The organism is Enterobacter sp. 148H3 (genome assembly GCF_034107425.1).
In the GTDB taxonomy this organism is placed as follows: Bacteria; Pseudomonadota; Gammaproteobacteria; order Enterobacterales; family Enterobacteriaceae; genus Enterobacter; species Enterobacter vonholyi.
In genome coordinates this window covers 219,571-245,951 of the sequence record NZ_JAWNEI010000008.1, presented here as the reverse complement: position 1 = coordinate 245,951, position 26,381 = coordinate 219,571, and the positions used below count along the sequence as shown (strand labels likewise).

23 protein-coding genes and 5 tRNA genes are annotated in these 26,381 nt (G+C 55.5%); 10 read left to right on the top strand and 18 right to left on the bottom strand.

Annotated features, from left to right (window positions below):
• From USH94_RS14070 to USH94_RS14050, 5 genes are all read right to left on the bottom strand, one after another.
• Positions 1 to 719: elongation factor Tu (locus tag USH94_RS14070; RefSeq protein ID WP_320731325.1), on the bottom strand; the 719-nt coding region annotated here is incomplete at its 3' end.
• 118 nt (positions 720 to 837) lie between these two features.
• A tRNA-Thr gene (locus USH94_RS14065) sits at positions 838 to 913 on the bottom strand.
• Positions 914 to 919: 6 nt separating this feature from the next.
• A tRNA-Gly gene (locus tag USH94_RS14060) sits at positions 920 to 994 on the bottom strand.
• Between the two features lie 117 nt (positions 995 to 1,111).
• Positions 1,112 to 1,196, bottom strand: a tRNA-Tyr gene (locus USH94_RS14055).
• A gap of 8 nt (positions 1,197 to 1,204) precedes the next feature.
• Positions 1,205 to 1,280 (bottom strand) — tRNA-Thr (locus USH94_RS14050).
• A 317-nt stretch (positions 1,281 to 1,597) separates the two neighbouring features.
• Between USH94_RS14050 and coaA the strand changes: the two genes are divergently transcribed.
• Entirely contained in the window at positions 1,598 to 2,548 is a 951-nt protein-coding gene (gene coaA, locus USH94_RS14045; protein ID WP_111964356.1) for a type I pantothenate kinase, read from the top strand.
• Between the two features lie 43 nt (positions 2,549 to 2,591).
• Here the strand turns inward: coaA and dppF are convergent, their stop codons facing one another.
• The 9 genes from dppF to USH94_RS14000 form a co-directional block, all read right to left on the bottom strand.
• Positions 2,592 to 3,605 carry a dipeptide ABC transporter ATP-binding subunit DppF gene (gene dppF / locus USH94_RS14040; RefSeq protein ID WP_032644494.1) on the bottom strand — a complete coding sequence of 338 codons (1,014 nt, stop codon included), beginning with the start codon at positions 3,603 to 3,605 and terminating at the stop codon, positions 2,592 to 2,594.
• On the bottom strand, positions 3,602 to 4,585 hold the full coding sequence (gene dppD, locus USH94_RS14035) for a dipeptide ABC transporter ATP-binding protein (protein WP_111964355.1): 984 nt from the start codon (positions 4,583 to 4,585) through the stop codon (positions 3,602 to 3,604). The genes dppF and dppD overlap by 4 nt, the downstream gene beginning before the upstream one ends.
• A gap of 10 nt (positions 4,586 to 4,595) precedes the next feature.
• The gene (dppC, locus tag USH94_RS14030; protein WP_111964354.1) at positions 4,596 to 5,498 is read right to left on the bottom strand and encodes a dipeptide ABC transporter permease DppC; all 903 of its coding nucleotides are present in this window, start codon (positions 5,496 to 5,498) and stop codon (positions 4,596 to 4,598) included.
• A 9-nt stretch (positions 5,499 to 5,507) separates the two neighbouring features.
• Positions 5,508 to 6,527, bottom strand: coding sequence for a dipeptide ABC transporter permease DppB (gene dppB / locus USH94_RS14025; RefSeq protein ID WP_008502770.1), 1,020 nt, complete (start codon positions 6,525 to 6,527; stop codon positions 5,508 to 5,510).
• 160 nt (positions 6,528 to 6,687) lie between these two features.
• Positions 6,688 to 8,295 carry a dipeptide ABC transporter periplasmic-binding protein DppA gene (dppA, locus tag USH94_RS14020; RefSeq protein ID WP_111964353.1) on the bottom strand — a complete coding sequence of 536 codons (1,608 nt, stop codon included), beginning with the start codon at positions 8,293 to 8,295 and terminating at the stop codon, positions 6,688 to 6,690.
• A gap of 620 nt (positions 8,296 to 8,915) precedes the next feature.
• A tRNA-Pro gene (locus tag USH94_RS14015) sits at positions 8,916 to 8,992 on the bottom strand.
• Positions 8,993 to 9,083: 91 nt separating this feature from the next.
• Positions 9,084 to 10,778: a kdo(2)-lipid A phosphoethanolamine 7''-transferase gene (gene eptB / locus USH94_RS14010; protein WP_111964352.1), complete on the bottom strand. Its 1,695-nt coding sequence runs from the start codon at positions 10,776 to 10,778 to the stop codon at positions 9,084 to 9,086.
• Positions 10,779 to 11,017: 239 nt separating this feature from the next.
• On the bottom strand, positions 11,018 to 12,220 hold the full coding sequence (locus USH94_RS14005) for an MFS transporter (RefSeq protein ID WP_111964351.1): 1,203 nt from the start codon (positions 12,218 to 12,220) through the stop codon (positions 11,018 to 11,020).
• Positions 12,221 to 12,458: 238 nt separating this feature from the next.
• A complete protein-coding gene (locus USH94_RS14000; RefSeq protein ID WP_111964350.1) occupies positions 12,459 to 13,157 on the bottom strand; it encodes an autotransporter domain-containing protein in 699 nt (232 codons plus the stop codon).
• A gap of 162 nt (positions 13,158 to 13,319) precedes the next feature.
• Here USH94_RS14000 and tag point away from each other — a divergent pair, with 162 nt between their 5' ends.
• Both tag and USH94_RS13990 read left to right on the top strand, forming a co-directional pair.
• Positions 13,320 to 13,901, top strand: coding sequence for a DNA-3-methyladenine glycosylase I (gene tag / locus USH94_RS13995; protein WP_111964349.1), 582 nt, complete (start codon positions 13,320 to 13,322; stop codon positions 13,899 to 13,901).
• Positions 13,879 to 14,325: an N-acetyltransferase gene (locus USH94_RS13990; protein WP_111964348.1), complete on the top strand. Its 447-nt coding sequence runs from the start codon at positions 13,879 to 13,881 to the stop codon at positions 14,323 to 14,325. Before tag ends, USH94_RS13990 begins: the two co-directional genes overlap by 23 nt.
• On the opposite strand, the gene USH94_RS13985 is transcribed toward USH94_RS13990, so the two are convergent.
• Positions 14,288 to 16,567: a molybdopterin guanine dinucleotide-containing S/N-oxide reductase gene (locus tag USH94_RS13985; RefSeq protein ID WP_258525036.1), complete on the bottom strand. Its 2,280-nt coding sequence runs from the start codon at positions 16,565 to 16,567 to the stop codon at positions 14,288 to 14,290. The two genes, USH94_RS13990 and USH94_RS13985, sit on opposite strands and share 38 nt — an antisense overlap.
• Positions 16,568 to 16,780: 213 nt before the next feature.
• Between USH94_RS13985 and USH94_RS13980 the strand changes: the two genes are divergently transcribed.
• From USH94_RS13980 to ghrB, 6 genes are all read left to right on the top strand, one after another.
• Complete coding sequence (locus USH94_RS13980; protein ID WP_024909080.1) at positions 16,781 to 17,443, top strand: OmpA family lipoprotein; 663 nt, start codon at positions 16,781 to 16,783, stop codon at positions 17,441 to 17,443.
• Positions 17,444 to 17,572: 129 nt separating this feature from the next.
• Positions 17,573 to 18,589: a LacI family DNA-binding transcriptional regulator gene (locus tag USH94_RS13975; protein WP_008502761.1), complete on the top strand. Its 1,017-nt coding sequence runs from the start codon at positions 17,573 to 17,575 to the stop codon at positions 18,587 to 18,589.
• Between the two features lie 103 nt (positions 18,590 to 18,692).
• A complete protein-coding gene (locus tag USH94_RS13970; protein WP_111964346.1) occupies positions 18,693 to 19,442 on the top strand; it encodes a sugar phosphate isomerase/epimerase family protein in 750 nt (249 codons plus the stop codon).
• A 3-nt stretch (positions 19,443 to 19,445) separates the two neighbouring features.
• Entirely contained in the window at positions 19,446 to 20,384 is a 939-nt protein-coding gene (locus USH94_RS13965; protein WP_111964345.1) for a sugar kinase, read from the top strand.
• A 117-nt stretch (positions 20,385 to 20,501) separates the two neighbouring features.
• Positions 20,502 to 21,782, top strand: a complete 1,281-nt coding sequence (locus tag USH94_RS13960) for an MFS transporter (protein WP_111964344.1) — start codon at positions 20,502 to 20,504, stop codon at positions 21,780 to 21,782.
• A 26-nt stretch (positions 21,783 to 21,808) separates the two neighbouring features.
• Positions 21,809 to 22,783, top strand: a complete 975-nt coding sequence (ghrB, locus tag USH94_RS13955) for a glyoxylate/hydroxypyruvate reductase GhrB (protein ID WP_111964343.1) — start codon at positions 21,809 to 21,811, stop codon at positions 22,781 to 22,783.
• A 58-nt stretch (positions 22,784 to 22,841) separates the two neighbouring features.
• Here ghrB and cspA read toward each other — a convergent pair whose 3' ends face one another.
• Positions 22,842 to 23,054: an RNA chaperone/antiterminator CspA gene (gene cspA / locus USH94_RS13950; RefSeq protein WP_003860775.1), complete on the bottom strand. Its 213-nt coding sequence runs from the start codon at positions 23,052 to 23,054 to the stop codon at positions 22,842 to 22,844.
• Between the two features lie 247 nt (positions 23,055 to 23,301).
• On the bottom strand, positions 23,302 to 24,012 hold the full coding sequence (locus USH94_RS13945) for a DUF3053 domain-containing protein (RefSeq protein WP_014882044.1): 711 nt from the start codon (positions 24,010 to 24,012) through the stop codon (positions 23,302 to 23,304).
• 331 nt (positions 24,013 to 24,343) lie between these two features.
• On the opposite strand from USH94_RS13945, the gene USH94_RS13940 reads away from it, so the two are divergent.
• Positions 24,344 to 24,631 carry an HTH-type transcriptional regulator gene (locus USH94_RS13940; protein WP_111964342.1) on the top strand — a complete coding sequence of 96 codons (288 nt, stop codon included), beginning with the start codon at positions 24,344 to 24,346 and terminating at the stop codon, positions 24,629 to 24,631.
• Positions 24,632 to 24,670: 39 nt separating this feature from the next.
• On the opposite strand, the gene USH94_RS13935 is transcribed toward USH94_RS13940, so the two are convergent.
• Positions 24,671 to 26,290, bottom strand: coding sequence for an ABC-F family ATP-binding cassette domain-containing protein (locus tag USH94_RS13935; RefSeq protein WP_111964341.1), 1,620 nt, complete (start codon positions 26,288 to 26,290; stop codon positions 24,671 to 24,673).
• Positions 26,291 to 26,381 lie beyond the last annotated feature (91 nt).

Below are 26,381 nucleotides of genomic sequence, written 5' to 3'. Positions count from 1 at the left end.
CCAACTTTGATGATACCGCGCTCTACACGACCGGTAACAACGGTACCACGACCGGAGATGGAGAATACGTCTTCGATTGGCAGCAGGAATGGCTTGTCAATCGCACGCTCTGGTTCTGGGATGTAAGAATCCAGGAAGCCAGCCAGTTCGATGATTTTCGCTTCCCACTCTGCGTCGCCTTCCAGCGCTTTCAGAGCAGAACCACGGACGATTGGAGTATCGTCGCCTGGGAAATCGTACTGAGACAGCAGTTCACGAACTTCCATCTCAACCAGTTCCAGCAGCTCTTCGTCATCAACCATGTCGCACTTGTTCAGGAACACGATGATGAAAGGAACGCCTACCTGACGACCCAGCAGGATGTGCTCACGAGTCTGAGGCATTGGGCCGTCAGTCGCAGCAACAACCAGGATCGCGCCGTCCATCTGCGCAGCACCGGTGATCATGTTTTTAACATAGTCGGCGTGGCCTGGGCAGTCTACGTGTGCGTAGTGGCGAGTCGGGGTGTCGTACTCAACGTGAGAGGTGTTGATGGTGATACCACGAGCTTTTTCTTCTGGTGCGTTATCGATCTGGTCGAATGCACGAGCAGAACCACCGTAGGTTTTTGCCAGAACGGTAGTGATTGCAGCGGTCAGCGTTGTTTTACCATGGTCAACGTGGCCGATAGTACCGACGTTAACGTGCGGTTTTGTACGTTCAAACTTTTCTTTAGACATCGATTGTCCCTCTAAGACACGGATAAATCGGTGATATCACCACATCAACCAGGCGAAATGCCTGAATTGTTGAATACAGTAAAATTGAAACAGAGAGAAACGGGAAGGAGAAGTGAAGTGGTGCTGATACCCAGAGTCGAACTGGGGACCTCACCCTTACCAAGGGTGCGCTCTACCAACTGAGCCATATCAGCACGTATTGGAGCGGGCAGCGGGAATCGAACCCGCATCATCAGCTTGGAAGGCTGAGGTAATAGCCATTATACGATGCCCGCATCCTGAAACTCGGCTACCCAGTTCTTTCTGTAACAAAAAAAGAGATTTCTCTCTTTTTCAGTTTGAGCTGGCTAATTTTTCCAACCAGCTCCGGCGGCATTTACGCTGCCAGAAAGTGGTGGTGGGGGAAGGATTCGAACCTTCGAAGTCTGTGACGGCAGATTTACAGTCTGCTCCCTTTGGCCGCTCGGGAACCCCACCGGACTTGATGGTGCCGACTACCGGAATCGAACTGGTGACCTACTGATTACAAGTCAGTTGCTCTACCTACTGAGCTAAGTCGGCATCAAGTAGCGCGCATTCTATGGATACCTGCGCGGTCATGCAACTAAAAATTTGCATAAAACGTTCTTTCGCTCACATTTTATGCGAACAGCGTATCGGACGCTGTAAAAGTAGCCATTTGAGGTCAAATATTCAACATATCATCGTGATTTGCACCGTATTCACCGTAGCGTGACGGCTTCCGCGTAACGCAGCGCTTTCCATCTTTTTTCTTATTATTCCCGTCATCTGGTGTTAACCTCCTGCCCATTGTCCAAAATTAACTGTGTGATGAGCCACGATCCGGCAGTGTGGTGCTGGCTCGCTGAAGCATGCTTATGAACAAAAAAGAGCAAACGTTAATGACGCCTTATCTTCACTTTAACCGCAGCCAGTGGGCTGCCCTGCGTGATTCCGTCCCTATGACGCTGACGGAAGGTGAAATCGCACGGTTAAAAGGGATAAACGAAGATCTGTCCCTGGAAGAGGTGGCAGAAATTTATCTCCCCCTCTCTCGCTTGCTTAACTTCTATATCAGCTCGAACCTGCGCCGTCAGGCCGTGCTGGAGCAGTTTCTCGGGACGAACGGTCAACGTATTCCTTATATCATTAGTATCGCAGGCAGCGTGGCCGTGGGTAAAAGTACCACCGCGCGCGTCCTGCAGGCGCTGTTGAGCCGCTGGCCGGAACACCGCAGCGTGGAGCTGATCACCACCGACGGTTTTCTGCACCCGAACGAGGTATTAAAAGAACGCGGGCTGATGAAGAAGAAGGGCTTCCCGCTCTCTTACGATATGCACCGTCTGGTGAAATTTGTCTCTGACCTGAAATCCGGCGTGCCGCACGTGACTGCGCCAGTCTATTCGCACCTGATCTACGATCGCATCCCGGATGGGGATAAAACGGTGGTTCAGCCGGATATTCTCATTCTGGAAGGTCTGAACGTGCTGCAAAGCGGCATGGACTATCCTCACGACCCGCATCACGTATTCGTCTCGGATTTCGTCGATTTCTCTATCTATGTCGATGCGCCGGAAGACCTGCTGCAAAACTGGTACATCAATCGCTTCCTGAAGTTCCGTGAAGGGGCGTTCACCGATCCGGATTCCTATTTCCACCACTATGCTCAGCTTTCTGAAGAAGAAGCGATCAATGTGGCGACGGGGCTATGGAATGAGATCAACTACGTGAACCTCAAAGAGAACATCCTGCCGACGCGCGAGCGTGCGAGCCTGATCCTCACCAAGAGCGAGAAGCACGCCGTCGACCAGATTCGCCTGCGGAAATAATCAATCAGACATAAAAAAACCGGCTTAGCGCCGGTTTTTTTCGTTATGCGTGTGGCTTCTCGCCATTTTCATCCTGATCGACCGCGAAGCAGGCAACCAGCTGGCCGCCATAATCCTTCAGCTGCGGCTGGAGCTGGGTGCACGGGCCAAAGCGGCGGCTGCAGCGGGCGTTGAATGCACATCCCGGAGGCGGATTCAGCGGACTTGGCAGTTCACCCGTCAGCTTAATACGCTCACGACGATCGTCCGGGTTCAGACGCGGCGTCGCAGACAGCAGCGCCTGGGTATACGGGTGACGAGGATTATTAAAGATCTGGTCTTTGGTCCCCTTCTCCACGCAGCGCCCCAGGTACATCACCATCACTTCATCAGCAATGTGCTCCACTACCGACAGGTCATGGGAGATGAACACGTAAGACAGCCCCAGCTCCTGCTGCAGATCCATCATCAAGTTCAGCACCTGCGCACGTACGGATACGTCGAGCGCGGAGACCGGCTCATCGGCAATCACCACGTCCGGATCGAGCATCAGCCCGCGCGCGATAGCAATACGCTGACGCTGGCCACCGGAGAACATGTGCGGATAGCGATCGTAATGCTCGGTTTTGAGGCCGACCTTCGCCATCATCGCCAACGCTTTTTCACGGCGCTGCTCTTTGCTCAGATTACTGTTGATCAGCAGCGGCTCTTCCAGAATCTGTCCCACTTTTTTACGCGGGTTCAGCGAACCATACGGGTTCTGGAACACAATCTGGATTTTCTGGCGACGCAGCTTCTGCGCCTGCGGATCGTGCTTGAGTAGATCTTGCCCCTGATAATAGAGCTCACCGCCGGTCGGCACTTCAATCATCGTCAGCAGACGGCCCAGCGTGGATTTCCCGCAGCCTGACTCTCCCACCACCGCCAGCGTTTTACCGCGTTCGAGGTTAAAGGAGACGCCGTCCAGCGCTTTCACCAGGCGTTCAGGGGCAAACAGTCCCTTCTTCACCGGGTAATATTTTTTCAGGTCGATGGCCTGCAACAGCGGCTGTTGCGTGGTGGCCTGTTGCGTACTCATAGTGTTGGCCTCCCGGCATCATCGAGTGGGTAGTGGCATTTCGACTGACGACCATCAGCCAGCTGGTTCAGATCTGGCTCCTCCGCCCGGCATTTGTCCGTCGCATATGGACAGCGCGGATTGAGCAGACAGCCCTGCGGACGGTCATATTTACCCGGCACCACACCCGGCAGCGACGCCAGACGCGCTTTGTCCTGAGCAAACTCCGGCAGCGCGCGTAAAAGCGCCTGGGTATACGGGTGACGCGGCGCGCGGAAAATATCGTGAGAACTTCCGGTCTCAACCACCTGGCCCGCATACATCACGATGATTTTGTGCGCGGCTTCGGCTACCAGCGCCAGATCGTGCGTAATCAGCACCAGCGCCATATTCTCTTTCTGCTGCAGCTCCAGCAGCAGTTCGATGATTTGTGCCTGGATGGTCACATCCAGCGCCGTCGTCGGTTCATCCGCAATCAGCAGCTTTGGCCGACAGGCTATCGCCATCGCGATCATCACGCGCTGGCTCATCCCACCGGAGAGCTGATGCGGGTAAACGTCCAGGCGCGATGCCGGGTCAGGAATACCTACCTGGTTCAGCAGATCGATCGCGCGCTGGCGACGGGTTTTCTTATTCCCACCCTGATGCACCTTAATCGCTTCCATAATCTGGAAACCAACGGTGTAGCAGGGGTTAAGGCTGGTCATCGGATCCTGGAAAATCATCGCCACTTCGGCGCCCACCAGCTGGCGGCGCTGTTTTTCAGAAATGCGCTTCAGATCCTGACCATTGAACTGTAGGTTTTCCGCCATCACGCGGCCCGGGTAATCAATCAGCCCCATGATCGCCAGTGAACTCACCGACTTACCGGAACCGGACTCCCCGACAATGCCTACCACTTCGCCCTGATTTACGCTGTAGCTGATGCGGTCCACGGCGCGAAACGGGGTGCCTTCATCGCCGAAGTGCACCGATAATTTATCTACATTTAATAACGCCATCTCGTGCCTCTTACTGCTTCAGTTTGGGATCAAGCGCATCACGCAGGCCATCACCCATCAGGTTAAATGCCAGCACCGTCAGCAGGATTGCCAGACCCGGGAAGGTGACAACCCACCAGGCGCTTTGTGCGAACTGCAACACGTCGGAGAGCATGGTGCCCCACTCCGGTGTTGGCGGCTGCGCACCCATGCCCAGGAAGCCAAGAGCGGCCATATCAAGAATGGCGTTAGAGAAACCGAGCGACGCCTGAACGATCAGCGGCGCAAGGCAGTTAGGGAAGATATTCACGAACATCTGGCGCATCGCACCGGCCCCCGCCACACGAGAAGCGGTAACGTAATCGCGGTTCACTTCCACCAGCACCGCCGCACGGGTTAAACGTACATAGTGAGGAAGCGCCACGAACGTCAGCGCCAGGGCGGCATTACCGATCGACGGACCGAAGATCGCCACCAGCACCAGGGCCAGCAGCAGGCTTGGCAGCGCCAGCATAATGTCGACGATACGCATGATGATGTTATCAACGATACCGCCGAAGTAACCGGCAACCAGGCCGAGAACGATCCCCATAATCAGGGAGAGCACCACCACCAGGCAGCCGACCAGCAGCGACAGGCGCGCGCCGTACATCAGACGCGACAGCACATCGCGGCCCACGTCATCGGTACCGAGCAGGTGCGCCAGGCTACCGCCGTCCTGCCACGCAGGTGGCGCGAGCAGCGCATCGCGGAACTGGTCCGCCGGATTATACGGTGCGAGGAAGTTCGCAAACACCGCAATCAGGATCATGATAGCGACATACACCAGACCTACTACCGCACCTTTATTGCGCTTGAAGTAGTGCCAGAATTCCTGCAGCGGCGTCATAGGAACCGGTGCAGCGACCACTTTATTTTGAGTGACTTGTGACATGATGGTCCCTTACTTCTTATGACGAATACGCGGGTTCACCACGCCGTACAGCAAATCGACCAGCAGGTTGACGAGGATAATCATCGTCGCGACCAGCAGTACACCGCCCTGCACAACCGGATAGTCACGGCGTTGCAGCGCGTCAATCAGCCAGCGGCCCAGGCCCGGCCAGGAGAAGATGGTTTCGGTCAGAATCGCCCCCGCCAGCAACGTCCCCACCTGGAGACCGATAACGGTCACCACCGGCAGCATGGCGTTACGCAGTGCATGGACGATAATGACGCGCATGCGCGTCAGGCCCTTGGCGCGCGCGGTGCGGATGTAATCCTCACCCAGAACTTCCAGCATCGATGAACGGGTCATACGCACGATCACCGCCAGAGGAATGGTCCCCAGCACCATGGCAGGCAGGATCATGTGCGCGACGGCATCCATGAAGTTGCCCTCCTCGCCCCAGATAGCCGTATCAATCAGCATAAAGCCGGTGAGCGGGTTGGAGTCATCCAGGAAGACCATATCGCTAACGCGCCCGGAGACCGGGGTCAGGTTAAGCTGCACCGAGACCAGCATGATCAGCATCATGCCCCACCAGAAGATAGGCATGGAGTAGCCGGTCAGCGCCAGGCCCACGGCGGTATGGTCAAAAATAGAGCCACGCTTAACGGCTGCCAGTACCCCAACCGGGATACCTACCGCAGTAGCGAAAATCATGGCGCAGACGCCAAGCTCCAGTGTCGCTTTAAAACGCGGCACGAACTCGTCCCACACCGGAAGACGGCTTTTCAGCGAAATCCCTAAATCACCGTGCAGCACGCCCCAGATATAGTGGAGATACTGCTGCCACATCGGCTTATCGAGACCGAGTTCAGCCAGCAGCTGTGCATGGCGCTCAGGGGAAATACCACGCTCGCCCGCCATAATCATTACCGGGTCGCCGGGGATCATATGGACGAAGGCAAAAGTGAGAAGGGTGATACCGATAAACGTGGGGATAACAAGTCCCAGACGTCGGAGGATGAACTGCAACATAACCCGGATTCTCTCTGATGACGCACGACCAATGGCGTGACGTCTGTATTGCTCACAAATGTAAATTTCTTCTCCCTTGAGAGAAGATGAGGGTGAGGGGATGCATGCACGCCCCTCACCCCTGCCCTCTCCCGGAGGGAGAGGGAAAACACCCTACTTATTATTCAACCGATACGTTCTCGAAGTGGTGTTTGCCCAGTGGATCAACCACGTAGCCCTTCACTTCTTTACGCACTGGCTCGTACACGGTGGAGTGAGCAACAATCAGCGCCGGAGCCTGATCGTGCATAACAACCTGAGCCTGCTTGTACAGTTCAATACGTTTGTTGTGATCGTCGGTCGCACGCGCAGGCTGGATCAGGTCTTCAAACGGCTTGTAGCACCAGCGTGAGTAGTTAGAACCGTCTTTCGCCGCCGCGCAGCTGAACAGGGTAGCGAAGAAGTTGTCCGGATCCCCGTTATCACCGGTCCAGCCCATCATTACCGCCTGGTGCTCACCCGCTTTGGCGCGCTTCAGATACTCGCCCCACTCGTAGGTCACAATCTTGGCCTGAACGCCAATCTTAGCCCAGTCAGCCTGAACCATTTCTGCCATACGGCGTGCGTTCGGGTTGTACGGACGCTGTACCGGCATCGCCCACAGCTCGACGGTGAAGCCTTTATCCTGGCCCGCTTCTTTCAGCAGCGCTTTCGCTTTCTCAGGATCGTAGCTGTAGTCTTTAACGTCGTCGTTATAGCCCCACATGGTTGGTGGGATCAGGTTTTTGGCTGCAACGCCAGCGCCCTGGTAAACCGCCTTGATGATCGCTTCTTTGTTCACCGCGTAGGTCAGCGCCTGACGCACTTTCACGTCATCAAACGGTTTCTTCTCGGTGTTGAAGGAGAGATAGCCCACGTTCAGGCCAGCCTGCTCCAGCAGGTTGATGTTCTTGTCCTGCTTCATGCGGGCAATGTCAGCCGGGTTCGGGTATGGCATAACCTGGCATTCGTTTTTCTGCAGTTTTGCATAACGCACGGAAGCGTCAGGCGTAATGGAGAAGACCAGACGGTCGATCTGCGGCTTGGTGCCCCAGTAGCCTTCGAACGCTTTGTACAGAATGCGGGAGTCTTTCTGGTACTGCAGCAGCTGGAATGGACCGGTACCGATTGGGTTCAGGTCGACTTTTTCCGGCGTACCGGCTTTCAGCATGTTGTCCGCGTACTCTTTGGACAGAATTGAAGCAAAGTCCATGGCCAGGTCAGCCAGGAACGGCGCTTCCGGACGCGTCAGCACGAACTGAACGGTATTGTCGTCCACTTTCTTCACTTCAGAAATCAGATCCGGCAGGCCCATCCCTTCGAAGTATTCATAGCTGCCGCCAGACACTTTGTGGTACGGGTTCTGCGCGTTTTTCTGACGATCGAAGGAGAACACAACGTCGTCGGCGTTAAAGTCGCGCGTTGGTTTGAATTCTTTGCTGTCCTGCCACTTCACGCCTTTGCGCAGGTGGAAGGTATAGGTTTTGCCGTCTTCGCTGACGTCCCACTTCTCTGCCAGCCCCGGAATCACTTCCGTGGTACCGGTTTTGAATTCAACCAGACGGTTATAGATCGGTACAGAGCTTGCGTCGTAAGTCGTACCAGAGGTAAAGAGCTGTGGGTTAAAGCCTTCCGGCGAGCCTTCAGAACAGTAAACCAGGGTTTTTGCCTGTACGCTTGCTGCCACGGTCATAGCCACCAGGCTCAGACCAAGCTTCAGCATCCCTGACTTCTTCAAGGAAATACTCATTATTCTGCTCCAATGTGATGTTTTGCTTTGTTGTGTTACGCCGCCAGACCTTTATTTATTTTTTACCCGGTCCGGTCGGTGATGCCCGAAGGCTTTAAAGGGATGGAGAATCCTTTCAGAAGAGCGTTTGAGTTGCAGCGCAGATCGTCCCTGAAATGCCCCTCATGCCCTACAATCTGTCAACAGAATGTGAAAACGTCAATACAGGTGACGGGGATTTACGCTGAGTGTGAGAAACCGCAAACAAAGATTAAAAAAACTATGTATGCCAGTTTTCAGCAGGGAAATTTATGCTACTCGCTATCCTGCAGCACAAGTCTCTTCATATTTCGCAACAATCAGTGATTAACTTTTATTCAGAATGGGTAAATTTTCTTGCAGAATGGTGATTATCTGAGCACTAAATTCCATGAACGCTAAAACGCACAGCGAAAAATGCTGAGGTTATCCATAAGCAACGCGAAAAAAGATCAATCTATATATAAAAAAATACAATGGATTATGTCACAAAATCGTTAACAGGCAGGAAGAAGCGGACCTAAGGGGCGTTTTGGATACTCTGACGGGATAAGGTCATAATGCAAAAAGGGCTAACCTTGCGGTTAGCCCTTTTCAGAATGTGGTCGGCGAGAGAGGATTCGAACCTCCGACCCACTGGTCCCAAACCAGTTGCGCTACCAAGCTGCGCTACTCGCCGAATGCGGAGCGCATCTTACTGCTGAGGTGCGCCCCCGTCAATCCCTTATTTTCAAAAAGCCATTCAACTGGCGATATTCTCGCCAGAGCAGCTACTGCGCGGCTTTTACGCTGTTAGCAGGGAGTTTACACCAGTTGTTGTTTTCGTTAATCCCACCGTTCGGTGAGGTATAGCCGAGACAACCCATAATGGTGTCGTACAGCTCAACGTGACGACGCGGCACCTTCATCTCCGCCTCTTTCTTCAGCTGAGCAAACATCTTCGCCTTCTCCGGGTTTTCCAGGTACTTATCCGACATCCACATGATCATCGGCACGCGGAACTGTTCAGGCGGTGCCAGCTTGCGCGGCGTACCGTGCAGATGCTCTTTCTCGTTGATAGATTCACCGTGGTCTGCCGCATAAATCACAATCGCTTTCTTATCGCGCAGCTGGTCGATCACCCGGCTCAGGAAGGTATCCACATACAGCACCGAGTTATCATAGGCATTGATCAGCTCCTGCTTGCTGCAGTCTTTATTAATGCCCACGCACTCAGGCTGCCACTTCGCGAAATCACGCGTGTAGCGCTGGTAATAGCTGTAATGCGACCCTTTGGTATGCAGAATAACCAGATGCTTACCCTGCGGATGGTTCTTGAGGGATTGCGACATTTCTTCCAGCAGCAGCATGTCGTCGACGTTTTTACCGCGGTTACGCGGTTCGGCGCCAATCTGCTCACGGTACGCGATATTATCTGCCAGGGTATTGGTGTAGAACCACATCTCACTTTGCATGGCGAACAGGTCTGAGCTAAATCCAAGCTGCTTCAGCACGGCAAAGACGTTTTGCTCTTTCAGCGTACGCTGCGGGTTATCGCTTGCACCGCCTTCGCGAACAAACATACAGCGCAGCGAAAGCTTGGTCGCGGTATCGCAGGAGTAACCCCGGTACGCCAACAGGTTCTTCTCCTGCGCCAGCTTTGGCGTGGTATCCCGGTTATAGCCGAGAATGCCCATATGATCCCAGCGCGTCGTTTCGCCAATGACAAAAACGACGTACGTATCATCAAGCCCGTCGGCTGGTGGCTGGTAGGTGAATTTTTTCAGTGGATTGATCAGCGACTTCACATCACCGGATTCATCCGCCTGCGCCCAGGCATACAGACCTAACGCTGACAGCCAGTTAGACGGCAAATAGGAGTTTGCCACCACGCCGCCATAGCTTGGCATATCCACGCCCGTCGCTTTTTCGACGCGTTTTTGCTGCGTTTCCATCAGGCGGATAGGTGCCCATACCAGCAGACCGGCCAGCAGGACGACAACGATATTGCGGATCCGCTGTCCACGCGTGCGCAGCTGGCGTAACAGCGTATAGCGGCACGTATTGTTCCAGATAAAGAACAGCGGGATCAGACAGGTTAAAACCGTCCAGACAATAAAGCCTTTCCCTACCACCTCTTTCGAGAGATCGATATCCGTGGTCATCACCGAGGCAACTATACCGTACCCAATGACCACGTTCATAAAGGTCATGTAATAGCTTGCGGCGGCAGAAATAATCACCACCAGCGAGGCCAAAATTTGCCATGTACGTCGGCCAAACAGGGACAGCAGGCGTAAGAGGAAGAAGGTAGCGAGGACGGAGCCGAACACTTCAATTGCGGCAAAAATACAATTACTTACGGTAAGGTTTTCGAAATAACCTTCCACTCTTCTGAACAGTACCGCGCCATTCAGAAATAATCCGATATAGACAGCCAGCATCAGACACAATCTTTGCTGGGTAAGAGACCTAATGTATTTCATGCAAACAACCCTGGGGGAAGGGGTATAAAAACCCGTCGAATCTCAAAGAGAAAGCGGACAGAGTAAGTAAATGCGTAAGGAAGCGTTATGAGAAACGTCTACAAGCGCGGTAAGTAGACCACAGCGGGAGAGAAAAGTGGCAGCAGAGAGTGTGATCGGTGTAAATTTTTACAAAATATCGAGACGGGAAGCGTCTCGCATAAAAACAAAAGAGGCCACAGAGGCCTCTTTCATACCGCTTACGCATGCGCTTCTTTGAATACTTCGCGCTGCGGCTGGCGAATCGTGGTTGAGAGCGCCAGCGAGATAATCAGCAAGGCAAATATTACGCAGAAGGTCACGTAGAACCCGCCGAACAGGGAGGCAATCAGCGAGCCGCAGATACTGCCGATCCCGAAGCCCAGATAGATAACGCCGTAGTTTTTCGCCAGATTGTTCAGGCCAAAGAACTCGCTCACCAGTGACGGGAAGACGGTAATGGTGCCGCCGAAGTTAAAGGCCACGCAGGCAATCGCCGCAAAGAAGGTAGCTTCATTCAGCGGAGCGAACAGCAGCGCCGCCATACCGACCAGCGAGACCACTTGCCCAATCGTAATCACGCGGATGCGGGCAATTTTGTCAGACAGAATACCGAGCACCAGACGACCGGAGAGGTTGGCAATGGAGATGACCGTCACCGCGTTCGCCGCCGTGGCCACATCCAGCTTCACCATGCCCTGCGCGATATCCTTCGCCACGCCGATAACATACAGACCGCTCATGCAGGCAGTCAGGAACATTACCGCCAGCATCCAGTACTGTGGCTTACGCATGGACTGCGCGAGGGTGAAGTCGTTCTCCACCACGCCGTTCACGGATTTGACCTCCTGCTGCGGCGCATCTTTCATCAGCGTGGCGCCGAACAGAATCATCACCAGCACGATTGCGCCCCAGATCATAAAGGTATTTTCGAGGCCAACGGACGCCAGCAGGTGGGAGTCGATAAATTTGAACCCGAGGCTGCCCAGGCCATAAGAGCCGATGGCAAACGCGGAGATTAAACCTTTACGCTCCGGGAACCACTTCACGCAGTTCGACAGAGTCAGCAGGTAACCTGCGCCATCGGCCAGACCCACCAGCACGCCGGCGCTTAGCCACAGCATCATCAGGTTGCTGGAGTGCGCCGTCAGGAAAAAGCCCAGACCCAGCAGGATGCCGGACGCCATGGTCACGCGCTTCACGCCAAAACGCTCCTGCAGCTTACCCGCGACGGAAGACGAAATCGCCAGACCCAGGCTCAGCAAACCAAAGGAGAACGCGACCTGGCTGACCGGTGCGCCGAGTTTGTCGGAAAGCGCGCTGTTGAACAGGCTCCAGGTATAGACCGATCCCAGCGCAAACTGGGTGACGATGGTGCCAAAGAGCGTGAGCCAGCGCGTGCGGTTATAGGTTGATGTGTTCATGGCAGTTGTCCTGCAAGAGAAATTAAGGAAGTTCGCTGAGGACAACGATAAACAAAACCTTAAAACACCTGGGGTAAAACGGCATGAAATGCAGGCGGAACGGAATGAAATGCCTGGAATCGGGAATGAATGACCTGGCACAGGAATAAAGCGATAGCATGTTAGTATCTGCTATCGCTGTAAAGCCCGTGGCTATTGTATTCGAGATGTTATCGTAACGTTTAAAAAAGTAACAACTCTAGAAATTTGCGCTGACGCCGAGGGTGTATAAAAACTCCTCACCGGTGGTGGTGTGCTCCCCCTGAGCCAGCGACGCATAGGCCGCCATGTGCGTGTTAAAGGGAATATCCGTTCCCACGGTGACATCCATCCAGCTACCGTTTTGGGCAGGGGCTGGGGTTTGCGGCATGCCAAACTGCGATTTCCACTGGTTTTCACCAAACTGCTGGTTATAGCTAATCTGCGCCCACGGACGGAGATCGCCATACTGGGTATTCACGCGCCACCCCAGCGTGCTGACGCTGGCATGCCAGAGCGGGTCGGTGATTGCTTGCGTCGACGCGCTATCACCAAACTCGTTGATCATCATGGGAGTCGTGCCGTCGTACCGCCATGCCACCACCGGGCCGGTGGTGATGCGTGCTGAAACGGGAAAATTCCAGCCCACGCTCATTGCCCCCTCCGTCGTTCTGCCAGACGGTATATTCAGGGCAAGTCCCGGCGCGTTCTGCGAAGACTGAATACGCTCAGCCAGAATATCCTCATAACGCGGTTGGTGATCCGCGTCCCATGTATAGCGTTCCGCCGTATTATTCTGGGCGTCTGAAACGATATATTCCTGTTGCCAGGCAGACGCTGTATTACAAAAGAACAGGCAGGCTGAAATTCCCACCAGGCCAGAAGCAGCATGGCGACCACTGATTTTTTTTATCATCATCAACGCGACCCCAGAGAGAGCCGAATTCGGCGATATTTGTCGTTATTCAGGAAGAGCTTAGAGAGCATATGGCCCTGTATTAACTATTGTCTTTATAGTAAACACGTCAAGCCAGTCAGAACGAAATTTTTGCGAAATCAGTATCAATAAGGGAGATGACGGATGGAACGTTGCGGTTGGGTAAGCCAGGATCAGCTTTATATCGACTATCACGATCGGGAATGGGGCGTGCCGGAAAGGGATGGCAAAAAGCTCTTCGAGATGATCTGCCTGGAGGGCCAGCAGGCGGGGTTATCATGGATTACGGTACTGAAAAAACGTGAAAATTACCGCAACGCTTTCCATCAGTTCGATCCTGTCGCCGTCGCCGCGATGACCGATGAAGATGTGGAACGACTGGTGCAGGACGCCGGCATCATCCGCCATCGCGGTAAGATCCAGGCCATCATCGGTAACGCACGCGCTTACCTGGCGATGGAGCAAAACGGCGAATCATTTTCAGATTTTGTCTGGACGTTTGTGAACAACAAACCGCAACTCACCCAGGCCGCCACGCTCGCGGAAATCCCGGCCTCCACCCCGGCCTCGGATGCGCTCTCGAAAGCACTGAAAAAACGCGGCTTTAAGTTTGTCGGCTCCACCATCTGCTACGCCTTTATGCAGGCCTGTGGCCTGGTCAATGACCACGTTACCGGCTGCTTCTGTCATCCGGGAGGCCATCATGATCCGCAAATGGCAAAATGAGAATACCGCGCCGCTTTTGAGCCTATGGCTTGAAAGCACCACGGAAGCGCATCCGTTTATCGAGCCGGGTTACTGGAAAGAGAACGAGGCTATGGTGCGGAACGTTTACCTGCCGTCTGCAGAAACCTGGGTCTGGGAACAGGACGGCGAACCTTGCGGATTTATCAGCGTGATGCAGTCTCAGTTTGTCGGCGCCCTGTTTGTGGCGCCGTCATGCATCGGGAAAGGCATCGGGCGCGCGCTGCTGAACCATGTTCAACAGCGCTTCTCGCACTTAACCCTGGAGGTGTACCAGAAAAATGTCCGGGCGGTGAATTTCTACCATGCTCAGGGCTTTCGCATTGAAGACAGCGCCTGGCAGGATGATACTCAGCACCCGACATGGATCATGAGCTGGCAGGCGGATCAAACGCCGTTAAGGTAAGCTCGGGCCCCTCATATTTCTCGACCCAGGCCAGCGCCGTGTTCCCTGCGCAACCATTCCCCAGCTTCGAGCTGGGGAGATCTTTGGTCAGCACGTTAACCGCCCCGTTTTTACAGATACCGCCCTCGGCGGGCTCAAGGTCGGGCCATGCGCCCTGATGAATACAGATCACGCCCGGTTTAATCCCGTCGCTCACCACCGCCCCTGCCAGCACCTGCCCGCGCGAGTTCCAGACGCGCACCACGTCACCATCGGCAATCCCGCGCGCTTTCGCATCATGGGTATTCAGCGTGATGGGCTCTCGCCCGGCGACTGCATACTGCTCGCGCAGGGACGTATAGTTAAGCTGGCTGTGCAGACGGTGCGCGGGATGCGCAGACAACACCTGCAGCTGTTCCGGCTGGGCGTTGCCGTGCCACTCGTCCGGCTCGAGCCAGGTAGGGTGCGGCGGGCAGTCGGCATAGCCAAAGCTGGCGATGCGCTCACTGTAAATCACGATCTTTCCGCTCTCTGTTTTCAGCGGGTGGTTCTCGGGGTCGCGGCGGAAATCGGCAAAACGGACAAACTTCGCGTTCTGCTCGCTCTCCGGCATCTCGACAATCTGGTTCGCCTCCCAAAACTCAGCGAATGGCGGAAGCGTTACGCCCTGCGCCGCACCGCGCTGTCCGGCAATCTGGTAGAAGGTCTCCAGCCATTGCAGATCGCTTTTCCCTTCGGTGAAACGCTCGCGGCCGCCCGTTTCCCACAGTTCGCTCAGTTCAGCAAACACCTCAAAATCATCACGTGCTTCATCTCGCGGGGCCACTACGCGCTTCATCGGAACCATATGCTGGTTACTGTAGTCACCGGTCATGGTGAGATCGTTACGCTCAAACGAGGTGGTCGCCGGCAGCACGATATCTGCATGCTTAGCCGAACCGGTCCAGAAGCACTCGGAAATCACCACCAGCTCCGGCTTTTGCCAGGCGCGGATCAGGCGGTTGGTATCCTGATGGTGCGTGAAGTTCGACCCGCCCGCCCACCAGACAAATTTAATGTCCGGGAAATGGCGGTCCAGACCGTTGTGCTGATAAAAACCGCCGGGGTTTTCAAGGGCTTCAACAATACGCGCCACCGGGATTTTATCCACGGCATCCACGCCGCCCTGCACCGAGCCCTGCAGAGACGCCAGCACCGCCGCTTTACGCGTGGGGTTGCCGCCGTTAGCAAAGTGATAGGAGAGACCAAAACCACCGCCCGGCGTGCCGATCTGCCCAAGCATCGCGGCAAGGGTCACCAGCATCCAGTGTTTTTGCTCGCCAAACTGCTGGCGCTGCATTCCCCAGCCGGACATTAACATCGTAGTATTTTTATGGAACAACGCCGTCAGTTCGCGGATTTTCTCCGCATGAACGCCACAAATATTTGCCGCCCACTCTGCCGTTTTCGCAATCCCATCGGATTGACCCGTCAGGTAGTCGGCGAATTTATCGAAACCGGTGGTACAGCGCGTCAGGAATTCGACATCGTGCCAGCCGTTCTCCACCAGGGTATGGGCGATACCCAGCATCATTGCCACGTCGGTGCCCATATGCGGGGCAACCCACTCGGCGCTGTCGCCAAAGAAATCCATGGTTTCAGAACGCATCGGGTCAATGCAGATGATGCGCTTGCCGCTTTTGCGCAGCGCGTCGAAATACCCAATGCCCTGCTCGTCGCTGGCATTCCATGCAATTTTCAGCGTGTTAAGGGGGTTAGCGCTCCACAGCACGACCACATCGGTATGCTCCAGCACCAGCGGCCAGCTGGTCTGCTGCTGGTACACTTCGTTCCCGCCCACGACGTATGGCATGATCGCCTGCGCCGCGCCGGTGGAGTAATCCCCCAGATGACCGGTATAGCCTCCCGCCAGGCTCATGTAGCGCTGCAGCAGCGTCGAGGCTTTGTGCAGCACGCCGTTTGAACGCCAGCCGTAGGACCCGGCGAAAATGGACGACGGACCGTAGCTGTTGCGGATGCGCTTGTGCTGGGTGTGGATCAGCGCCAGCGCGTCATCCCAGCTCACGCGAACAAACTCATCCTGATCGCGAATACCCTGCGGCTTGTCCGGCGAGGCCAGAAAACCTTTACGCACCATCGGCCAGCGCACGCGCGTTTTGCTATGCACCTGATCGCGAACGACGGTCTGTAACGAGTTGGGATGTTGGGTTGGCAGTGCCCCGCGGGACGACAGAACATTTTCGCCATCGGTTTCGACCAGCATCGGACCCCAGTGGGCGGCGGTCAGAATGGTTTTCGTTGAGGTGCTCAAGCGTGCGCTCCTGGTTGCGTGCAGGTTTTACGGCCTTCTTTGCTGAGGCAGTTTATGGTTTGTCACAAATTTCAGAGTTATACCCGGAATTTTCTCCGTATCTGGACGTCATAATCAACTGCCACGCTCGCCGTGGCAAAGAATAAAAAGGATTAAGGAAAGAAGATGAAAAAACGCGTACTCGTTATTGCCGCTCTGGTGAGCGGTGCCCTGGCTGTTTCTGGCTGCACAACCAACCCTTACACCGGTGAACGCGAAGCGGGTAAATCCGGCATTGGCGCGGGTATCGGCTCGCTGGTCGGCGCAGGCGTTGGGGCGCTCTCCTCCTCCAAGAAAGACCGCGGCAAAGGCGCTCTGATTGGCGCAGCGGCGGGCGCGGCGCTGGGCGGCGGCGTTGGTTATTACATGGACGTGCAGGAAGCGAAGCTGCGCGACAAAATGAAGGGAACCGGCGTGAGCGTGACGCGCAGCGGCGATAACATCATCCTGAACATGCCGAACAACGTGACCTTCGACAGCAGCAGCGCAACGCTGAAACCAGCAGGTGCGAACACGCTCACCGGCGTGGCAATGGTGCTGAAAGAGTACAACAAGACTGCCGTGAACGTGATGGGCTATACCGATAGCACCGGCAGCCAGGATCTGAACATGCGTCTGTCCCAGCAGCGCGCCGACGCCGTGGCCAGCTCGCTCATCACTCAGGGCGTTGAAGCAAACCGCATCCGCACCAGCGGCATGGGCCCTGCCAACCCTATCGCCAGCAACAGCACGGCGGAAGGCAAAGCGCAGAACCGCCGCGTTGAGATTACGTTGAGCCCAATTCAGTAATTGCATTTCCTCCTCTCCCAGTGGGAGAGGGTCGGGGTGAGGGCATCAAGCCCCACACCCCGGCATGAACCACTTGCCATCGTTGATTTTCCCGCTAAGGTATTCTCACTAAATTCAGGGAAATCAGCGATGAGCAAACCAGCCCGGGCCACCATCAGCGACGTGGCGAAAGCCGCCAAAACCGGTAAAACCAGTATTTCGCGCTACCTTAACGGTGAGAAACACCTGCTGTCCGATGCGTTGCTGGCGCGAATTGAACAGGCCATTGCCGATCTCGACTACCGTCCCAGCCTCATGGCGCGCGGGCTAAAACGCGGTCGCACCCGTCTTATCGGACTTATCATCGCCGATATCACTAATCCCTACTCCGTTAACGTGCTCAGCGGTATCGAAGCCGCCTGTCGCGAGAAGGGGTTCACGCCGCTGGTCTGTAATACCAATAATGAAGTCGACCAGGAGCTGCACTATCTCGACCTGCTGCGCAGCTATCAGGTGGAAGGGATTGTGGTCAACGCGGTAGGCATGCGTGAAGAGGGGTTAAACCGCCTGCAGCAGTCCTCTCTGCCTATGGTCCTCATCGACCGTAAAATCCCTGAATTTGCCTGCGATGTCGTCGGGCTGGATAACACCCAGGCCGCGACGACCGCCACCGAACATCTGATTGAACAGGGCTTCGAGGCTATTCTTTTTCTGAGTGAACCGCTGGGGATGGTCAATACCCGTCGCGAGCGCCTGAGTGCATTTCGCGCCACGCTGGAGCGATATCCCGGCGTGATCGCCGAAAATGCCGAAACGCCGCTTCACGAAGCCGGGCAGCTCGACAACACCCTGCGTCAGTTCCATACGCGCCATCGCGGGATGCGCAAAGCCGTTATCTCGGCCAACGGGGCGCTGACGCTTCAGGTCGCCCGCTCGCTCAAGCGCATTGGCCTCCACTGGGGCAGCGACATCGGTCTGCTGGGGTTTGATGAACTGGAGTGGGCGGAACTGGCTGGCGTAGGCATTACCACCCTCAAGCAGCCCACCTGGCAAATTGGCTATGCTGCTGTTGAACAAGTGGTTCGTCGTATTGAAGGTACCAGCGATGCCGTTCGCGAGCAGGTCTTCTCCGGGGAGCTGATCGTTCGTGGCTCCACCGCGCGTTAAATTTCCCTTGTGATAGCGATCATAAATTCAACATCCTGACCTTTTCTTTGGAACCGGTTCCATCTAGCGTAATAGTATTGATATGTTGCGATGGAGTCCGAAGATGGGCAGGAAAATTATGGTGGTCACCGCCGCGTACGGTGCGGAACAGGTGCGACAGGCAGGCGGTCAGCGGGCGATGCTTCCCGTTATTGCAGGCGCAGGGGCAGACGGCGTGGAGATCCGCCGGGAACTGTTCAACAGCGAAGAGCTGCTGGCACTGCCTGCGCTGGGTGAATCCATTGAGCTGCTGGGCCTGCTTGCGTGCTACTCCGCACCCGCCGCCCTGTTTATGCCCGACGGCAACCTCAACCCGGACCTGCCCCGCTATCTTTCTGAAGCCAACACCCTGAACGCCCTGTGGCTGAAGGTTTCCCTGGGCCATTTCCAGGATGCGCAGCCTCTTGACGCCCTGCGTAGCCAGCTTATTGCAAGCGGTATGGCGCTGGTCGTGGAGAACGATCAGACCGACTGCGGGCAGCTCGCCCCCATGCAGCGCTTCCAGGCCGCCTGTCGGGAAATGGCTTTACCCGTCACGCTAACCTTCGACATGGGCAACTGGCTATGGGTTGGCGATTCCCCCGAAGAGGCCGCCCGTCATCTGGCCCCTGCGGTGAGCTATATCCACGTGAAGGCCGCCGTGCCGCACAAAGATAACTTCCGCGCCGTGGCGCCGGACCGCGCCGATGCGCGCTGGCTGGATCTGCTCGGCCAGCTGCCTGCCGATGCCCCGCGCGGTATCGAGTTCCCGCTGGAAGGGGCGGATTTAACCGCCGTTACCCGCCATTACGTCAACCTGCTGCGCGAGGAGTAAACCATGCACAAGACGCTGGATGTCATCACGATCGGCGAGGCCATGGCGATGTTTGTCGCCACCGAAACGGGCGAGCTGAGCGCGGTAGAGCACTTTATCAAACGCGTCGCAGGCGCTGAACTCAACGTCGCAACCGGCCTGGCGCGTCTTGGCCTGAACGTGGGCTGGGTCAGCCGCGTGGGGGACGACAGCTTTGGCCATTTCGTTCTCGATTCGCTGAAAAAAGAGGGGATTGATGCCGCAGGCGTCACCCTCGACGGACGCTTCCCTACCGGCTTTCAGCTTAAATCTAAGGTCGAAAATGGAACCGATCCCATCGTGGAGTATTTCCGTAAAGGATCGGCCGCAAGCCACCTGTCTGTCGCGGATTACCACACAGATTACTTTGCCGCCGCGCGCCATCTTCACCTGAGCGGCGTGGCGGCCGCGCTGTCTGCCAGCTCGTATGAGCTGCTCGATCATGCCGCGACCACTCTGAAAGGCCAGGGGAAAACCATATCGTTCGACCCCAACCTGCGCCCGGTGCTGTGGAAAAGCGAAGCGGAAATGGTGGAGAAACTGAACCGTCTGGCGTTCAGGGCGGACTGGGTTCTGCCAGGCCTGAAAGAAGGGATGATCCTCACCGGCGAAAGCACGCCGGAAGGCATTGCCGATTTCTATCTGAATAAAGGGGTAAAAGCGGTGGTGCTGAAAACCGGTGCTGATGGCGCATGGTTTAAAACGGCCGACGGCGAACAGGGCGCGGTCGCGGCGGTGAAGGTCGAGAACGTAGTCGACACCGTCGGCGCGGGCGACGGCTTTGCCGTGGGCGTGATTAGCGCCCTGCTGGAAGGCAAAACGCTGCCGCAGGCCGTCGCTCGAGGCAACAAGATTGGCTCGCTGGCCATTCAGGTGCAGGGCGACAGCGAAGGATTACCAACGCGAGCACAGCTCGGCGTTTAAATTCCCTCTCCCTATGGGAGAGGGCCAGGGTGAGGGCAGCAAGCCACACCAAATAATTAAACCACCGTGTACCCTACAGACAACGGCGGTAACAACCTCAACAACAGAGGCAAGCCTATGAACAGTTCGACCAATGCAGTAAAACGCTGGTGGTACATCATGCCAATCGTGTTTATCACCTACAGCCTGGCGTACCTTGACCGTGCCAACTTCAGCTTCGCGTCTGCGGCAGGGATCACAGAGGACCTTGGCATCACCAAAGGTATCTCCTCCCTGCTGGGTGCCCTTTTCTTCCTGGGCTACTTCTTCTTCCAGATCCCCGGCGCGATTTATGCGGAACGCCGCAGCGTGCGTAAGCTGATCTTCATCTGTCTGATCCTGTGGGGCGCCTGCGCGTCACTGACCGGCATGGTGAACAATATTCCTGCCCTGGCCGCCATTCGCTTTATCCTCGGCGTCGTTGAGGCGGCGGTTATGCCGGCGATGCTGATCTACATCAGCAACTGGTTTACCAAATCTGAACGCTCGCGCGCGAATACCTTCCTTATCCTCGGTAACCCGGTAACGGTACTGTGGATGTCGGTGGTGTCCGGCTACCTGATCCAGTCCTTCGGCTGGCGCGAAATGTTTATCATTGAAGGGGTGCCGGCGATTATCTGGGCCTTCTGCTGGTGGGTGCTGGTGAAAGATAAACCAGCCCAGGCGAAATGGCTTTCTGAAGATGAGAAAGCGGCGCTGCAGGCGCAGCTGGACAAAGAACAGCAGGGCCTGAAGGCGGTACGTAACTATGGTGAAGCCTTCCGCTCGCGTAACGTGATCCTGCTCTGCGCGCAGTATTTTACCTGGAGCATTGGCGTGTACGGCTTTGTGCTGTGGCTGCCGTCCATTATCCGCAGCGGCGGCGAGAACCTCGGCATGGTCGAAGTAGGCTGGCTGTCATCCGTACCATATCTGGCGGCAACCATCGCCATGATCGTCGTCTCCTGGGCATCGGACAAGCTGCAGAACCGTAAATTGTTTGTCTGGCCGCTGCTGCTGATTGCTGCCTTCGCCTTTATTGGCTCCTGGGCCGTGGGCGCAAACCATTTCTGGGCCTCTTACACCCTGCTGGTGATTGCCGGTGCGGCCATGTACGCCCCTTACGGACCGTTCTTTGCCATCATCCCGGAGATGCTCCCGCGTAACGTTGCGGGTGGCGCAATGGCGTTAATTAACAGCATGGGTGCGCTGGGCTCGTTCTGCGGCTCCTGGTTCGTCGGCTACCTGAACGGTGCCACCGGCAGCCCGTCCGCATCGTACATCTTTATGGGGGTGGCGCTTTTCGCCTCCGTGTGGCTTACTCTGATTGTTAAGCCTGCTAATAATCAACAACACCCTGTCGGCGCTCGCCACGCCTGAATCCTTAAAAATCAACGGAGATTAGCATGAAGCCGTCCGTCATTTTGTATAAAGCACTGCCGGAAGATCTGCAGAAACGCCTTGAAGAACACTTCACCGTCACGCATGTGAAGAACCTGAGCCCGGAAACCCTGGCACAGCACGCCGACGCGTTCGCCAGCGCCGAAGGCCTGCTGGGTTCAAGCGAGAAAGTGGATGTCGCCCTGCTGGAAAAAATGCCGAAGCTTCGTGCTACCTCAACCGTTTCCGTGGGTTACGACAACTTCGACGTGGATGCCCTTAACGCCCGCAAGATCCTGCTGATGCATACCCCACATGCCCTGACGGAAACCGTGGCCGATACGCTGATGGCGCTGATGCTCACCACGGCCCGTCGCGTGGTGGAAGTGGCTGAGCGCGTCAAAGCGGGCGAATGGACAAAAAGCATTGGTCCGGACTGGTTCGGCGTGGACGTTCACGGCAAGACGCTGGGCATTGTCGGTATGGGTCGTATCGGGCTGGCGCTGGCGCAGCGCGCGCATTTTGGTTTTAACATGCCGATTCTGTATAACGCGCGTCGCCATCACGGTGAAGCCGAAGAACGCTTCAACGCCCGTTACTGCGAGCTGGATACCCTGCTGCAGGAAGCCGATTTTGTCTGCCTGGTTCTGCCGCTCACGAACGAAACCCGTCATCTGATTGGCAAAGAGGCGTTTGAAAAAATGAAGACGTCAGCCATTTTCATCAACGCGGGTCGTGGCCCGGTGGTGGATGAGAAGGCGCTGATTGAGGCCCTTAAAAACGGTCAGATCCATGCAGCAGGTCTGGACGTGTTTGAGCAGGAGCCGCTGCCGGTGGATTCGCCGCTGCTTTCGCTGCCTAACGTGGTTGCCCTGCCCCACATCGGTTCAGCCACCCATGAGACGCGCTACAATATGGCGGCCACGGCGGTCGATAATCTAATTGCCGCCCTTAGCGGAAAGGTGGAGATAAACTGCGTGAACCCGCAGGTGCAACGGTAGAAACGAAAAAACCCGCCAGAAGGCGGGTTTTTAAATTTTTTGCTACTGGGTTGGAAGCTTACAGGCTTACAACGTTACCAGCTGCTGGGCCTTTAGCGCCGCTTTCGATGGTGAAGGACACTTTCTGACCTTCGTCCAGAGATTTGTAGCCATCGTTCTGGATAGCAGAGAAGTGTACGAACACGTCTTTAGAGCCATCGTCAGGAGTGATGAAGCCGAAACCTTTATCAGCGTTGAACCATTTTACCAGACCAGTCATTTTAGCAGACATAGAAATTACCTTATTAACAAATATATTGTGCCTTCCGGCTTGATGGATTGCGTTACAGATTTTTAAGCGATGAAGGAAGGGTCACTACGAAGGGTATCTATGGATAACAATCTGGACTGCTTTACTAAACTGCTTTAGGTCTGTGTAACAAACCGACGGGAATAGTTATACCGATGTGGTAGAGGAATGACAAGCGTTATTTTCGACAGGCATAAAAAAACCCCGCCAGAAGCGGGGGTTTTTCGGTTTATTCTGTGGCAGTGACTGCCGCACTCCAGGCCTGGCTAAAGGCCTGATGCTGGGAGGCCAGCGGCCCAATCAGCGTATTATACTGGCTTGCCTGCTGCGAGGTCGGGAACTGAATACCGTTGGCAACAAAGCTCACCTGCGTATCCTGCTGGGCGATAAAGTCACCTACCTGAACCAGTTGCTGCGTGAAGATTTGCGCAGCCGGAATCAGCGGTTGCAGCGCTTCAGAAGGCTTGGTCACCACTTTCTCATACACTTTGTCGAAGACCGGTTTAAGATCGTCACCTTGCTTGAGCGCAGAACGTGACGCGTCAGCCTGCATTTTCGCATTTTGCAACTGCTGGCTCAGCACGCCAAGTGCACCGTTGGACTGGCGCAGCGGTTCACGCTGCGTCACATAATCCTGTGGAACGCGGATGGCGTTCACGCTATCCACTACCGGGCGGATACCGGAATCCATCGCCTGGCTCACCTGCTGTGAATAACCATAAAGAATGGCGTAATCGGACACGAAGGGACCAAACTGTTTTTTCTGATCCGCAGTCAGCGTCGGCAACCGCTCGCCGCTGCGCATCACTGTATTCTGCAGAAAATCGATAAACGCTTTGCGCTGATCGCCTTCTTTATCAAAACACCCACTCAGGCTAACAACCATCAACAACGCCGCAATAGGCGCAAACCAGCGAGAGCAGGACTTTCCTGTCGCCATTTTATTACTCCTTTCACCCAAAAAAGCGCACACCGGCACACGCGTGCCCGACGCTGACAAGGATAGTCCAGGTCAGCCTTGCAAGATACTCTTTTCATGCAAAACGGCTATTGCCGATTTATTTCTTATCATTTACAAAAAAATACCTGGCGAAGCCGACCTATGACTAATCAGGGAATTAGCATAACTATCCATATTGCTGAATCGGATACAGCGATCGTTACCGCACAATTAATCACACCCGTGACGATCCTGGGTTGGTATTAGGGACTATTCTTAACTGGCTCTCTGATGTTCTTGATCACGATGTGAGATTTAAGAGGAGTCCTCAATGGAATATAAAGATCCTGAGTTTGAACTGCTGAGCAGTCTGGAACAGATCATTTTTAAAGATGTACCGCAGATGATTACCCTGCAACAAAAATCCAATCCCTTTACAGAATATGAGCAATTGCGCAAAGGGACAGGACTGAAAACCGAAGAATTCGCCAGAGCGATGGGTGTCAGCGTGGCTATGGTGCAGGAGTGGGAGTCAAAACGTGAGAAACCCACCCCAACCGAGTTACGGCTGATGCGCCTGATTCAGGCCAACCCTGCACTCAGCAAACAGATAGCGTAATGAAGATTGAATGCCCCCGCCTTTGCGGGGGCTTGTGTTTTACAGGCTATCACAACGCCAACCCGCCTCTTCCCATACCAGCTCATGCGTTAACGCCAGGCCTCTTAAAAAAGCCTCATCGTGTGATACCACCAGCAGAGCCCCAGGGAAACCGGCCAGCGCCGCTTCAATGGCCTGGACTGAAGCCAGATCCAGATGGTTGGTCGGTTCATCCAGTAGAAGAAGCTGCGCGGCCTCCGCGCGCCACAGCGCGCAGGCCAGGGCAGCCTTAAGACGCTCGCCGCCGCTGAGCGCCGCCAATGGGAGTTTCACTTTGTCGGCCCCCAGTTGAAGCTGCGCTAAACGGGTTCGCAATACTCCCTCTTCCAGAGGGGTATGACTCAAATTGAGATGCGTCATGACCGACTGCGTGAGATCGAGTTGTGACAGATGCTGGTCGAGATAAGCACAGCTGACGGATACCTTACAGGCACCCGAAGAGGGAGTAACCTCGCCGAGGATGGTTTTTAACAACGTCGATTTCCCACAGCCGTTCGGTCCCTTTAACGCCACGCGCATCGGTCCGTCCATACGCCAGGTAAGCGGTGGAACAGGCAGATGCGGCAACACCAGATCCTCCAGCACCAGTACCTGTTTGCCCTCCGGGACCTGACTTCCCGGCAGGGTGAACATCACCGGGTTATCGTCTTCAACCCGCTCACGCGCCTTGTTTACCGCGGCGTTCAGGGCTTCATTTTGCTCGCTGTGCTGTTTTTTCCATGAGCCGATCCGCTCCTTTGCCGCGCCTTTATATTTGACCCGCTCGAACGATGCGATATTCAGGGTATCGACGGTGCGTAACGTCTTTGCCGACCGCCGCTGGCTGTCATCATGCTCTTTTTGCATACGCGCGCGGGTGCGTTTGCGCTCGGTTGCCGCATGTTCCAGCGCCGCGCGGGCAGCCTGCTGTTCGGCATCGCGCTGGGCTTGATAATCCGCATAATTTCCACCGTAGCTGCACAGACCCGAGGCGCTCAGCTCAAGAATACGCGGCACCTGCTCCAGAAGTTCGCGGTCATGAGAGGCCACCAGCACGCCGCCCTGATAGCGACTCAACTGGTCGTAGAACCACGCCCGACCTTGTTGATCCAGATGGTTAGTCGGTTCGTCCAGCAGCATGAAATCCGCTTCAGCCGTAAACGCCCCGCACAGCAGGGCGCGGATGCGCTCGCCGCCGCTGAGTTCCTGGGCAGGCTTATCCGGATCAAACGCCGGGAGCTTCGCATTGATAAACGCCTCGCTCAGTCGCTCGGCTACATCCCAGTAGCCGTCGAGCAACGCCAGATCGTCAGGCTGGTAATCACCGCTGTCGATGCGCTTACGCGCAGTAAAAATCGCATCATATCCGAGAAGTTCAGCCAGCGTCGTCTGCGAAGAAATAACGTGCTGCTGCGCCACAAAGACATGCGAGCCAAAGCGTTCAATATTACCGGTAGCCGGTTCGTCCAGCCCCGCCAGCAGACGCAGCAGACGCGTTTTTCCGCTGCCGTTGCGGCCAACCAGCGCGCACAGAGAGGGTTCCAGCGTGAGATTCAGCGGGCCAAAAAGGGTATCGCCCGTCGGAAACTGACAGGTGACCTGATGCAAAATAAAAGAAGGGGGCTGCGCAAAATGAGCCATAAGCACTCCTGAATGAAATCAAAACATCCCCTGCCGACGCGGTGGCGTTTAGCAAGGATCGAAATTCATCAGTCGTGTTTGTTCATTTTTG

Bases quoted from the DNA above. Each gene is read 5' to 3' on its own strand.
- coaA (WP_111964356.1), top strand. From the start codon at position 1,598: ATGAACAAAAAAGAGCAAACGTTAATGACGCCTTATCTTCACTTTAAC.
- dppF (WP_032644494.1), bottom strand. From the start codon at position 3,605: ATGAGTACGCAACAGGCCACCACGCAACAGCCGCTGTTGCAGGCCATC.
- dppD (WP_111964355.1), bottom strand. From the start codon at position 4,585: ATGGCGTTATTAAATGTAGATAAATTATCGGTGCACTTCGGCGATGAA.
- dppC (WP_111964354.1), bottom strand. From the start codon at position 5,498: ATGTCACAAGTCACTCAAAATAAAGTGGTCGCTGCACCGGTTCCTATG.
- dppB (WP_008502770.1), bottom strand. From the start codon at position 6,527: ATGTTGCAGTTCATCCTCCGACGTCTGGGACTTGTTATCCCCACGTTT.
- dppA (WP_111964353.1), bottom strand. From the start codon at position 8,295: ATGAGTATTTCCTTGAAGAAGTCAGGGATGCTGAAGCTTGGTCTGAGC.
- eptB (WP_111964352.1), bottom strand. From the start codon at position 10,778: ATGAAATACATTAGGTCTCTTACCCAGCAAAGATTGTGTCTGATGCTG.
- USH94_RS14005 (WP_111964351.1), bottom strand. From the start codon at position 12,220: ATGAACACATCAACCTATAACCGCACGCGCTGGCTCACGCTCTTTGGC.
- USH94_RS14000 (WP_111964350.1), bottom strand. From the start codon at position 13,157: ATGATGATAAAAAAAATCAGTGGTCGCCATGCTGCTTCTGGCCTGGTG.
- tag (WP_111964349.1), top strand. From the start codon at position 13,320: ATGGAACGTTGCGGTTGGGTAAGCCAGGATCAGCTTTATATCGACTAT.
- USH94_RS13990 (WP_111964348.1), top strand. From the start codon at position 13,879: ATGATCCGCAAATGGCAAAATGAGAATACCGCGCCGCTTTTGAGCCTA.
- USH94_RS13985 (WP_258525036.1), bottom strand. From the start codon at position 16,567: ATGCTGGTCGAAACCGATGGCGAAAATGTTCTGTCGTCCCGCGGGGCA.
- USH94_RS13980 (WP_024909080.1), top strand. From the start codon at position 16,781: ATGAAAAAACGCGTACTCGTTATTGCCGCTCTGGTGAGCGGTGCCCTG.
- USH94_RS13975 (WP_008502761.1), top strand. From the start codon at position 17,573: ATGAGCAAACCAGCCCGGGCCACCATCAGCGACGTGGCGAAAGCCGCC.
- USH94_RS13970 (WP_111964346.1), top strand. From the start codon at position 18,693: ATGGGCAGGAAAATTATGGTGGTCACCGCCGCGTACGGTGCGGAACAG.
- USH94_RS13965 (WP_111964345.1), top strand. From the start codon at position 19,446: ATGCACAAGACGCTGGATGTCATCACGATCGGCGAGGCCATGGCGATG.
- USH94_RS13960 (WP_111964344.1), top strand. From the start codon at position 20,502: ATGAACAGTTCGACCAATGCAGTAAAACGCTGGTGGTACATCATGCCA.
- ghrB (WP_111964343.1), top strand. From the start codon at position 21,809: ATGAAGCCGTCCGTCATTTTGTATAAAGCACTGCCGGAAGATCTGCAG.
- cspA (WP_003860775.1), bottom strand. From the start codon at position 23,054: ATGTCTGCTAAAATGACTGGTCTGGTAAAATGGTTCAACGCTGATAAA.
- USH94_RS13945 (WP_014882044.1), bottom strand. From the start codon at position 24,012: ATGGCGACAGGAAAGTCCTGCTCTCGCTGGTTTGCGCCTATTGCGGCG.
- USH94_RS13940 (WP_111964342.1), top strand. From the start codon at position 24,344: ATGGAATATAAAGATCCTGAGTTTGAACTGCTGAGCAGTCTGGAACAG.
- USH94_RS13935 (WP_111964341.1), bottom strand. From the start codon at position 26,290: ATGGCTCATTTTGCGCAGCCCCCTTCTTTTATTTTGCATCAGGTCACC.